This window comes from Saccharopolyspora ipomoeae (genome assembly GCF_029952525.1).
GTDB classification, from domain to species: Bacteria; Actinomycetota; Actinomycetes; order Mycobacteriales; family Pseudonocardiaceae; genus Saccharopolyspora; species Saccharopolyspora ipomoeae.
In genome coordinates this window covers 39,121-50,703 of sequence record NZ_JASAOF010000024.1, presented here as the reverse complement: position 1 = coordinate 50,703, position 11,583 = coordinate 39,121, and the positions used below count along the sequence as shown (strand labels likewise).

7 protein-coding genes are annotated in these 11,583 nt (G+C 70.0%); 6 read left to right on the top strand and 1 reads right to left on the bottom strand.

From position 1 onward, the window contains the following. Positions 1-177: 177 nt before the first annotated feature. Positions 178-3,477, top strand: a complete 3,300-nt coding sequence (locus QFW96_RS25845) for an arabinosyltransferase domain-containing protein (protein ID WP_281458328.1) — start codon at positions 178-180, stop codon at positions 3,475-3,477. A 410-nt stretch (positions 3,478-3,887) separates the two neighbouring features. Here the strand turns inward: QFW96_RS25845 and QFW96_RS25840 are convergent, their stop codons facing one another. Then, positions 3,888-4,313: a GtrA family protein gene (locus QFW96_RS25840; protein WP_281458327.1), complete on the bottom strand. Its 426-nt coding sequence runs from the start codon at positions 4,311-4,313 to the stop codon at positions 3,888-3,890. Positions 4,314-4,494: 181 nt separating this feature from the next. Between QFW96_RS25840 and QFW96_RS25835 the strand changes: the two genes are divergently transcribed. The 5 genes from QFW96_RS25835 (at position 4,495) to QFW96_RS25815 (ending at position 11,500) form a co-directional block, all read left to right on the top strand. After that, positions 4,495-4,806 carry a hypothetical protein gene (locus tag QFW96_RS25835; RefSeq protein WP_281458326.1) on the top strand — a complete coding sequence of 104 codons (312 nt, stop codon included), beginning with the start codon at positions 4,495-4,497 and terminating at the stop codon, positions 4,804-4,806. A gap of 8 nt (positions 4,807-4,814) precedes the next feature. Further along, positions 4,815-6,167 (top strand): decaprenylphosphoryl-beta-D-ribose oxidase, encoded by a 1,353-nt coding sequence (gene dprE1 / locus QFW96_RS25830; protein WP_281458372.1) that lies wholly within the window; start codon positions 4,815-4,817, stop codon positions 6,165-6,167. Then, positions 6,164-6,925 (top strand): decaprenylphospho-beta-D-erythro-pentofuranosid-2-ulose 2-reductase, encoded by a 762-nt coding sequence (gene dprE2 / locus QFW96_RS25825; RefSeq protein ID WP_093423073.1) that lies wholly within the window; start codon positions 6,164-6,166, stop codon positions 6,923-6,925. Before dprE1 ends, dprE2 begins: the two co-directional genes overlap by 4 nt. A gap of 425 nt (positions 6,926-7,350) precedes the next feature. Next, positions 7,351-8,175 (top strand): class I SAM-dependent methyltransferase, encoded by an 825-nt coding sequence (locus tag QFW96_RS25820; protein ID WP_281458325.1) that lies wholly within the window; start codon positions 7,351-7,353, stop codon positions 8,173-8,175. A gap of 112 nt (positions 8,176-8,287) precedes the next feature. After that, a complete protein-coding gene (locus QFW96_RS25815; RefSeq protein ID WP_281458324.1) occupies positions 8,288-11,500 on the top strand; it encodes an arabinosyltransferase domain-containing protein in 3,213 nt (1,070 codons plus the stop codon). Positions 11,501-11,583: the final 83 nt, after the last annotated feature.

Genomic DNA, 11,583 nt, shown 5'->3' with positions numbered 1-11,583 from the left:
CCGCTCGACTTTTTCACACGGGCTTCACGGGGACTCGATAACCGGAAGATCACGAAACGCTTAGACGCGCCTGAGATCGAACTGAGTTCGCAGCTCACGGCGTTACCGCTGGTGTCGATTCGCACATCGCCGGAATGCCGCGAAAGCGCTCGGACCAGCAACTACTATTCTCCCTTCGTGCTCAGTGGCCAGGATGACAGCCGCCGAACGGACGACCCTTCGGCAGACAACGGGACCGACCGCGCTCGACCGTCGGCCAAGCGGTTGAAGCTCTTCGCCTCCGTTCTGGGCCTGCTGGGCACGGTCCTCGCGCTGGCGGTTCCGTTCCTCCCCGTCAACCACGACATCACCACCTTGAAGTGGCCGACGTCGGAGGGGACGAAGTCGGTGTCGGCCCCGCTGGTGGGCTACTCGCCGCTGTGGCTGAAGGCGGAGGTGCCGTGCACCTCGGCGCGCAGCCTCGACGCGCGCACGACGGGCCCGGGCGTGCTGCTGAGCACCAACCCGCCGTCGTCGGACTACGGCACGCTGACGGGCCTGACGCTGCAGGTCGACAACGGCCAGCTGACGCTGCTGACCAAGGGCCAGCAGGTGGGCACGGCCCCGATCCCGGCGGGCGACTGCTCGATCTCGCTGCACTCGGACGGCTACGGCAGCACCGCCAGCGTCGGCGACCAGTCGATCGCGAACATGCGCGGTGACCAGCGTCCGCAGCTGACGGGCATCTACTCCGGCATCGACGACCAGCGCGACGACGTGAACGGTCTGTCGTTCGAGGCGCGGGTGGACACCCGCTACGAGAGCCAGGCGACGCCGCTGAAGCTGGCGGCGATGGCGCTGGCGGTGCTGGCGTTCATCGGCTCGGTGGTGTGCCTGCGGCGCCTGGACGTGCGCGCGGGCCGCCGTCCTCCGAAGTGGCTGGCCGTCGGCTGGTGGAAGCCGACGTTCCGGGACATCGCGGTGATCGGTTCGCTGCTGGTGTGGTGGGTCATCGGTGCGATGACCTCGGACGACGGCTACATCCTGAACATCGCGCGGACGCGCGAGAGCTTCGGCTACATCAGCAACTACTACCGCTGGTTCGGTGTCCCGGAGGCGCCGTTCGGCTGGTTCTACGAGGTCTACTCGCTGTGGGTGCAGGTCTCCACGGCGACGCCGTGGGTGCGGCTGCCCGCGCTGCTGATGGGCATCATCAGCTGGCTGCTGATCTCCCGCGAGGTGCTGCCGAGGCTCGGCCAGCAGGTGCGGCGCTCCAACGCCGCCGGCTGGGCCGCGGCCGCGGTGTTCCTGGCGTTCTGGCTGCCCTACGACAACGGTCTGCGTCCCGAGCCGGTCGTGGTGCTGTTCTCGCTGCTGGCGCTGTGCGCGGTGGAGCGCGCGGTGGCCACGGACCGGTTGATGCCGGCCGCGCTGGGCCTGGTCGTGGCGGCGCTGTCGGTGGGTGCGAACCCGCACGGCATGGTGTCGGTGCTGCCGTTCGTGGCGGCGCTCAAGCCGCTGTTCCGGCTCGTCCGCAAGCGGGCGATGGAGTTCGGCTGGCTGCCGGTGCTGGCGCCGATCGCCTCGTCCGGGTTCGTGATCTTGACGTTGGTGTTCGCCGACCAGACGTGGCAGTCGGTGATGGACGCGACCGAGCTGCGCACCGACATCGGTCCGAGCCAGAGCTGGTACGAGGAGCTGAGCCGCTACAACCTGCTGTTCAGCCCCACGGCGGACGGGTCGATGACGCGGCGCTTCCCGGTGCTGCTGGTGATCCTGTGCCTGGCGACGTGCGCGGTGGTGCTGCTGCGCCGCGGCCGGATCCGGGGTGCGGCGCTGGGCCCGAGCCGCCGTCTGCTGGCGATCAGCGCCATGTCGTTCGCCGTGCTGGTGCTGACCCCCACCAAGTGGTCGCACCACTTCGGCATCTTCGCCGCCACGGGCGGTGCGCTGGCGGCGCTGACGGCGCTGGCCACGAGCAGCACGGTGCTGCGGTCGAAGCGCAACCGGGCCGTGTTCTTCGCGGGCCTGATGGTGATCCTGGCCTTCGCCGCCACCGGCCCGAACGCCTGGTGGTACGTCTCGGGCTGGGGCGTGCCCTGGTACAACATGCCGCCGCAGTTCCTGGGCAGGCACTTGAGCACGGTGCTGCTGATCATCGCGTTCATCGCCATGGTCGTGGCGTTCATCGAGCACCTGCGCATCGACGAGCACAACCCGAAGGTCGTCGACGAGCGGTTCAACCGCGAGGAGGGCCGCAGCCGGGCCCTGCGGATGGGCACGGCCCCGCTGTCGATCATCTGCGCCCTGCTGGTGCTGTTCGAGCTGGCGAACTTCGGCAAGGTGATCCAGAAGCAGTGGGGCAGCTACAGCCTCGGCGCGGACAACATCAAGCAGGTCGTGGGAAGCAGCTGCGGCCTCTCGGACTACATCTACGTGGAGACCAATCCCCAGTCGGGGATGCTGCGCGTGTCGGGTGACCAGCCCTCGGTGGCGGCCCCGTCGGAGGACGAGAACATCGGGGTCCCGCCGAAGCGCCTGCAGGACAAGGAAGACGCCCAGCAGTACATGAAGGCCAAGCTGCAGGGCTTCAACCGGCCGGGCCTGCCCCCGGGCGACGGCACGGACCCGCAGGAACCCAACTGGAAGCCCCCGCACCAGTTCGGCAACGACAACGCCCCGGTCTGGGGCAGCTACGACACCGCGGGCGTGGGCACCGGTGAGCTGCGCACCCAGTGGTACGACCTGCCGGAGCGCGCCCAGAAGGGCGAGGTGCCGGTGGTCCTGTCGCTGGCGGGCTCGGAGCTGGGCGCCAACTCGGTGGCGCTGGAGTTCGGCCACGACACGCCCAACGGCTTCCTCATCACCGAGCGCAAGTACGTGGTGCAGCAGGGCGCCCCGAGCTGGCGGGACTTCCGCTACACCCTGGGCGGCAAGTCCGAAGGCGCCACCAAGATGCGCGTGGTCGCGGTCGACAACGCCCTGGGCCCGAACGGCTGGGTCGCGGTCAGCGCCCCCCGAGCCCCGCAGCTGGTGAACATGACCGACTTCGTCGGCGACCAGCCCACGTTCGTGGAGTGGACGGCGGCCCTGGTCCACCCGTGCTTGCAGCTCCCGGGCGTGCACCACGGCGTCGCGGAGATCCCGAAGTTCCGGGTCGCCGCGGGCGCGGAGGTGCGGGACATCGGCCAGGGCTGGTCCTCGCCGGACGCGGGCGGCCCGTTCGGCTGGCTCAACGTCGCCACGAGCATGCGCGAGCTCCCGACCTACATGAAGAACAACATCCACCGGGACTGGGGCTCCCTCTACGCGGTCGACCCGTACGACCAGGACGCGGTCCCGGCCCAGACGGCGATGGACGTCCACACGGAAACCCACTGGGGCAGGTGGTCCCCGGGACCCCTCCCGAAGACCCTGCAACTCCCGGGCGACGTCCCCAGCTCCGACGACAGGAACGACGTCAAGGGCTTCGAAGCCCCGGAGGAGTCAGACCAGTAAGGGAACGCCAGGCGCGCTCACCAGGTCTTGGGGCTTGGTGGGCGCGTCTACGTTTAGCAACAACCGCGACCGAAGCGACCCAAGCTTCAGTAGAAGCAACCCACTACGAATACGTTTCGAAACGAACGCCACCAAGGCGACCCAAGCTTCAGTAGAAGCGACCCACTACGGGTACGTTTCGAAAGGCAGTGGAAATTTCGCCTGAAATTGGCAACCCCCACAACGCAAGAAGAACACGGAACGAAGCCAATTTCTGGCGAAATTGCCACTCCGCACCCCCGCAGAAGGACCCCGCGAAGCGCCCCCGAAGAACCCCACGAGGTGGCGCAGTTTTCATGAAAACTTCCCCACCCCACCCACGAAAAGGGGCGCCCGACCGTCCCGGCCGAGCGCCCCGAAAACCTCAGGTTTCACTCCCGGAAGACGACCCACTTCAGCATCACGAAGTTGATCAGCGTCCCGAGGCCCTGGCCGACGACCCAGCAGACGGTGACGAGCCACGGCTCGTCCGCCCCGGTCCAGACGACCAGCAGCTGGTTGGTGCCCCAGTTCACGAAGAACGTGACGATGTACACCAGGGCGAACGCCCCGGCCTTGGCCTTGGTGTTGCCGGTGTTGGCGCCTTGGAACGTCAACTTGCGGTTGATGACGTAGGACGCCGAGGTACCGAGGATGAAGCTGATGCCTCGCGACAACCAGAACGGCCACCCGAGCACGCCCAGCATCAGCGAGTACGTGCCGAAGTCGATGATCGCGCAACCGCCACCGATTGCGATGAAGCGGACAAGCTGGTTGAAGACCCCCAGCTTCTTGGGTTCGGTTGCGGTTTCGGCCACTGTCACAGGTTCACCTTCAAGCAACGACGGCAGGACCGGACGCCCAGGACCGTCCGCGTCCAGGTTGCCCGGACAGCGGTAGACACGTCCCCCGCGAGTGTAGCGATGACGCTTCGCGCATCGCCGGGGACCGCTCGTACCCGGCGGTAGAACAACCCGATGCGCGGATAGACTCGGCTGGGTGGGATCGGTAAAGGACGACTCGCTGACACCGAGAGGCCGGGCGCGCACGGCGCCGACCAGGGCCGTTGTCGGTGCGTCCGCCGACCACCACTGGCAGGGAGGCTTCGGCGGTCCGCTCCGGTCGCCGGGTCTGCTCGTAGCGGACGGTGAGGTCCGCGTCCGCACGCTCGGGAGTGCACCCTCGGAGCTGTCCTGGACGACCGTCGGCCGGCTGGAATCGCCTGACGGTCTCCTGGAGATCACCAAGTTCGAGCACGTCGCACACGTGCAGATGAATCAACTCGACCTTTCGCGAAGGCTGGGCCTGTGACCGCAGCAATGGAGTACCGCACGCTGACCGGTTGGGCACGAACCGCGCCGTCCCGGGCGCGCGTGCTCAGCACGACCGACGTCGACGCCATCGCCGAGGCGGTGCGCACCGCCGACGAGCGGGGCGTCATCGCCCGCGGCTTGGGCCGCAGCTACGGCGACGTCGCGCAGAACGCCGGTGGCGTGGTCGTCGACATGACCGCGCTGAACCGCGTTCACGACATCAACCCGGACACCGCCATCGTCGACGTCGACGCGGGCGTGAGCCTGGAAGAGCTGATGAAGGCCGCGCTGCCGTACGGCCTGTGGGTCCCGGTTCTGCCGGGTACTCGGCAGGTCACGGTCGGTGGCGCGATCGCCAACGACATCCACGGCAAGAACCACCACTCGGCGGGCAGCTTCGGCAACCACGTGGTGGCGATGGATCTGCTGACCGCGGACGGCGAGATCCGCACGATCACGCCGAACGGCCCGGACGCCGATCTGTTCTGGGCGACGGTGGCCGGCATCGGCCTGACCGGCATCATCCTGCGGGCGTCGATCCGGATGACCCGGACGGAGACGGCGTACTTCATCGCCGACGCCGACCGGACGGCGAACCTCGACGAGACGATCGAGCTGTTCAACGACGGTTCGGACGACAAGTACACGTACTCGTCGGCGTGGTTCGACTCGATGTCGACGGGCCCGAAGCTGGGCCGGGGCGCGTTCGGCCGCGGTTCGCTGGCGACGCTGGACCAGCTGCCGCCGAAGCTGCGGGCCGACCCGCTGAAGTTCGACGCGCCGCAGCTGCTGACGCTGCCGGACATCTTCCCGCCGCGGCTGGCGAACAAGCTCACGTTCGGCACGATCGGTGAGCTGTACTACATGAAGACGCCGAAGCGCGGCCGGGACCTGATCCAGAACCTGACCGCCTTCTACCACCCGCTGGACCTGATCGGCGAGTGGAGCCGCGCGTACGGTTCGCAGGGCTTCCTGCAGTACCAGTTCTCGCTGCCGTACGGCAAGGACGAGGACCTGAAGCGGATCATCCGCAAGGTCGCGAACTCCGGCCACGTGTCGTTCCTGAACGTCATCAAGAAGATGGGCGAGGGCAACCGCGCCCCGCTGTCCTACCCGCACCCCGGCTGGCTGGTGTGCCTGGACTTCCCGATCGTGGACGGTCTGGGCCGCTTCTGCCAGGAGCTGGACGAGGACATCATGGGCCTCGGCGGCCGGCTGTACACGGCGAAGGACTCGCGCACGACGGCCGAGAACTTCCACAAGATGTACCCGCGGGCGGAAGAGTTCTCCAAGATCCGCAAGACCATTGACCCCGAAGGCAAATTCGCCTCAGACATGAGCCGGAGGCTTGAGCTGTGATCGACGCTGTTGGCAACCCCCAATCGCTGCTGGTGCTGGGCGGCACCTCGGACATCGCGCTGACCACCGCGAAGCAGTACGCGCAGGCGCAGCCGCTGCGGATCGTGCTGGCCGACCGCCCCGAGGAGTCGGAGCGCCTCAACGCCGCGGCCGAGGAGCTGCGCAAGACGGGCAGCACGGTGTCGATCCTGCACTTCGACGCCCGCAAGCCGGAGACGCACGCCGAGGTCATCGACAAGGCCTTCGCCGACGGCGACGTCGACGTCACCCTGATCGCCTTCGGCATCCAGGGCGACAACGAGAAGGGCTGGACGGACTTCGAGGCCGCCCGCGCGGTCGCCGACATCAACTACGTGGCCCCGGTGGGCCTCGGCGTGCTGCTGGCCAACAAGCTCAAGAAGCAGGGCCACGGCAGCATCGCGGTGATGGCGTCCCCGGCCGGTGAGCGCGCTCGCCGCTCGAACTTCGTCTACGGCTCGTCGAAGGGCGGCCTGGACATCTTCTACACCGGGCTGACCTACGCGCTGGAGGAGCACGGTGTGAAGGTCACCGTGATCCGCCCGAACTTCGTGCACACGAAGCTGACCGCGGGCATGAAGCCGCCGCCCATGTCGCAGACCCCGGACCAGGTCGCCGCGGCGATCATCGACGGCGTTCGCAAGGGCAAGGAAGAGGTCTACGCGCCCGGCCAGATGCGCTGGGTGATGTTCGTGCTCAAGCACGTCCCGCGTTTCATCTTCAAGAAGCTGCCGTTCTGATCGGGTGAGCTCAGCGGGGCCGTCGGGTGCTTCCCGGCGGCCCCGTTCTCGTCTTCGGCCCGTTCTCCCCTCCCCGACCGCCACCGCCGCGTTCCCGCTTTGGGATAAGTTGTTGTCATCGGCGGGCAACGTTTCGGCCCTGCGCGGCGATCTGTCATTGTGCGGGCTCGCGACGCCTGCCAGGCTTCCGTCAGGAAGCGCGGATGCCCGGAGAAGTGGGGTTCCCCAGGCATCCGCGTCCGTGGGTCCTCCGCCTGCCCTCAAGTTCCGGGGGACCCACGGAACGTCCGTGAGACGCGCGAGCCCGTTGCCAGGTTTCGCGAGCAGTCCGGGAACACCGCGTTTTTCGCCCGTTCGGCCCATCTCCGGCGGGTTCACCGGTACCGCACGTGGGCGACTGGACACCGGCAGTAGCCTCATCCCTCGTGGACGACTTCGAGACGGCCATCGCCGAGTACTACCGGCTCGGTCCGGAACGGGATCGCCTGAGCACCTGGGGATATCTGGAAGCGCTGCGCACCGCGGACCTGCTGGGCAGGCACCTGCCGCCCGCGCCGGGTGTCGTCTACGACATCGGCGGCGCGGAGGGCGCCTACGCCCTGCCGCTGGCCCGCGACGGCTACGCGGTGCACCTGGTCGACGCGTGGGAGCCGCACGTGACGGCCGCCGCGGAGGCCTCAGCGGCCCAGCCTGCGGCGCCGCTGGCGAGCTGCGCGGTCGGCGACGCCCGCGACCTGTCCTTCGAGGACAGCACCGCCGACGCGGTGCTGCTGCTCGGCCCGCTGTACCACCTGCTGGAGCGCGCCGACCGGTTGCGGGCGCTGCGCGAGGCGCACCGGGTGCTCAAGCCGGGCGGGGTGCTGCTGGCGGCCGCGGTGTCGCGGTACGCCTCGACGTTCGACGGGGTGGCGGTGGGCGACATCGGCGACGAGGACTTCCAGGGGCTGGTCGAGGGCGTGCTGGACGACGGCCTGCACCGCAACACCGATCCGGGCGAGCACCCGCGCTGGTTCACCCTGACCTACTTCCACCGGCCCTCCGACCTGCGCGACGAGGTCGCCGACGCGGGCTTCCGGGCGATCGAGCTGGTGGCGGTGGAGAGCGCGGCGGCGTGGGCGACCGACACCCGCAGGCTCGCCGATCCCAGGCACCGGGACGCGGTGCTCAAGGCGATCCGCCGCGTCGAGTCGGTGCCGGAGCTGCTGGGTGCGAGCCCTCATCTCATGGCGATCGCACGCAAGTCCCACTGACGTCTCGTCGGACGCCTTCCGGCGTGTCGGACAACCCGGCCGGGGGCGGAACTCGTGAAACTGCAAGAGGCTCAACGCAGTTCTTCCACCGGCATCCCGGGAGATCCCCAGCGTGAAGTACCTGACGGACACCGCCGCCGCCGAACCGGCCGCCGAACCGCACCACGACGAGGGGCCTCGGCGTTCGCGCCTGGGCCGGTGGCTGGCGCACGTCGTCGCGCTCTGCCTGGGGATCGCTGGCCTGTGCTGCGCGCTCGCCCTGCCGCTCGCGCCGGTGCTGCTGGACCGCACCGAGGTGCACTGGCCGGCTGACGTGCGAACGCAGGCTGATGTGCGGACGCCGACCGGGGCCGGCGAGAACCCCACGACGACGGCGTTCCTCACGCCCTACCGGCCGGCGGAGTTCCGCGCGACGGTGCCGTGCGCGACGATGCGCGCCGCCCAAGCCCGCCCGGAGCCGACGACGGTGCTGAGCACGCTGCCGCCGGGCAGCGACCGCGAAGGCCTGACTTTGTCCACGGAGGACGGTGAGCCGCGGCTGCTGCTGGGCGAGCGCGAGGTCCGGCTGCCCGCCGGGACGTGCGGGCTGACGGTGCGCGGCGACGGGATGAACTCGGTCGTCGAACCGGCCGGGCGCGCGCCGATCGCCCTGCCGGGCGTGCCCGCGCCGGAGGTGTTCACCCTCGCCACGGCGCTGGAAGGCGAGCAGCTGCGCGGGTTCTCGGTCACCGCGCGCACCTACTCGTGGGCCGACACCGCGCCCACCGAGACCAAGCGGAGCCTGATCGAGGCGTCGCTGCTGCTGGCGGTCTGCTCGTTGCTGCTGCTGTTCGCCCACACCCCGCCGGTGCTGGGCCGGTTCCGGGTGCGCCCGCTGCTGTGGCCGGTGGACGCCGGGGTGGCGGCGGTGATCTGGACGTGGCTGTTCGTCGGCCCGCTCACCGACGACGACGGCTTCGCGATGATGACGGTCCGCAACTACGCCGAGTCCGGCGACATCGGCAACTACTACCGCTGGTTCAACGCCTCCGAGGCGCCGTTCACGCTGGTGCAGCACTTCATGCGCTGGTGGTCGGCGGACGGGCTGGACCCGTTCTGGCTGCGGATGCCCAGCGCGATCGCCGGGTTCCTGACCTGGCTGCTGGTCAGTCGCGGCATCGTCGCCCCGCTCTGCCGGAACAGCCGCAGGCTGCCGGTGCACCTGGTCTCGGCCGTGCTCTTCCTGGCCTGCTGGCTGCCGTACGGCCTGGGCATCCGCCCGGAGCCGTTCCTGGCGCTGGGCACCTCGATCCTGGTGGCGTCGCTGCTGCTGGCCTCGCGCAGCTCCGCGCCGTTCGGCTGGCTGGGCGTGGCCGCGCTGGCCTGCGGGTTGACGGTGTCGATCACGCCGACCGGGGTGAGCGCGCTGCTGATGGTGCTGGTCTTCGCCCCGCGCATCGCCGCGCTGCTGATGCGGCCGGGGGCCCTGCCGCGCTGGGTGCTGGTGCCGACGCGGGTCGCGCTGCTGGCGGGCCTGGGGTCGGTCGGTCTGGTGGCGATGTTCGCCGACTCGTCGCTCAACGGCGTGCTGGGCGCGACCAGGGTGCACGACGAGTTCGGGCCGAGCCTGGGCTGGTACCAGGAGATCGACCGCTACGCGAAGCTGCTGGGCACCACCATGTGGGGCACCGCGAGCAAGCGGCTGGTGGTGTTCCTGGTGATCACGGCGGTGCTGATCAGCGCGGCCTGCGCGATGCGGCGGCTGCACCGGTCGGTCGACATGCCGGAGCTGCCGCTGCTGCTGGGTTCGGTCGCCTCGGTGCTGGCGGCGCTGTGGCTGACCCCGTCGAAGTGGACGCACCACTTCGGCGCGCTGATCGGCGTCGGCCCGGCGCTGGTGGCGGTGACCGCGGTGCTGCTGGTGCGCGTCGGCAAGCTCCCCGACGCGCAGCGGGAGGCGCGGCTGCTGGGCGTGTTCGGGACGATCGCGGCCTCGGTCGCGGCGGGGCTGGCGTTCATGGGCCCGAACGCGTGGCCGTGGCAGTCGAACCTGGCGATGCCGTGGTCGGACACCCCGGTGCGGCCGGACGTGCCGCTGGACAGCCCGGTGCTCTGGATGCTCGTCGGGCTCGTGGCCGGCCTGCTCACGCTGGTCGCGCTGCTGATCCGGATGCGGCTGCGGTCGCGGCCGCTGGGCGGTCTGATGTGGACGGTCGCACCGGCGTCGGTGCTGGCGGGTTCGTCGCTGGCGATGGCCCTGGTGCTGCTGGGATCGTTCCTGTCGGTGCCGGAGACGATGGGCGACCGGTTCTCGGTGGCCCGGATGAACCGGCTCAGCCACGAGGCCACCAGCTGCGGCCTGGAGGACGAGGTGCAGGCCCTGCCGGTCGCCGAATCCCTCCGCCCCCTCGACCCCGGCGCCACCGGCGAGCTGGACGGGTTCACCGCCGGCGGAGCCCCGCCGCAGGAACCGGACCTGCGGCTGGAGGATCGCGGCGGCCCGCTGCAGCGGCCGGAACCGGCCGATCCGGACGACCCGCGCGGCGACGAGCCCACCGCCCGCAGCGCCAGCGACTTCGCCTGGACCAGCCGGACCGGCGGGCCGCAGAACACCGGATCGCTGATCACCCCGTGGTTCGGACTCCCGGAGGTCGGCGCCGAGCAGACCCTGTCGCTGTGGGTGTCGGGCCGCCCGGAGCAGGGCAACACCCTGACGCTGGAGTTCGCCGCCGGGCAGCGCCCGCTGGGGCGCGAGGTGCTGCGCGACCCGCCGCCGACCGACCTGCCGTTCAAGGACCCCCGGCACGGCCGCGAGGACGACTGGCGCGACTTCACCGCCTGGCGCTCGCTGACCGTCGAGCCCGGCGACATCCCGGCCGGCGCCGACCGGGTTCGCGTGCTGGCCACGGACCGCAGCACCGACCGGCAGGGCTGGCTGAGCATCAGCGGCCCGGTGGTGCGCGACGTGGTGGGGCTGCGGCAGGCGCTGGACGCGCAGGGACCGGTGCTCATCGACTGGCCGATGAGCTTCGTGTTCCCCTGCCGCAGCGACTACCCGCAGGTCGGGCACGGTGTCGCGGCGACCCCGCGGATGCTGATCACGCCGCCGGAGGGCGAGTACTCGATGGCCTACGACGCCGAGCTCGGCGGCGTGTTCGCCGGGGTGCCGATGGTCTCGCAGCGGATGGAGCTGCCCACCCGGCTGCGCGGGACGCCGGGCTACAGCTGGGGTCACCTGCTCGCGGTCCGCTACGACCGCGAGCACGACGCCTACACCACGACTCGCCAGCGGGAACGCGTCAGCGGCGCCGATGGGGACGGTGACTACCCGTTCGATCAGGGGTGATCGTGCATGCGGGAGACGGCGGGATGCCTGAAACTGACCTTCCCGGGGCCGGAATCAGGCCCACCCGCTGAACGTAGCTGAGC

What these genes read in the sequence shown, in the direction of transcription:
- dprE1 (WP_281458372.1), top strand. Translation starts at nt 4,815, where the DNA reads ATGGAGTACCGCACGCTGACCGGTTGGGCACGAACCGCGCCGTCCCGG.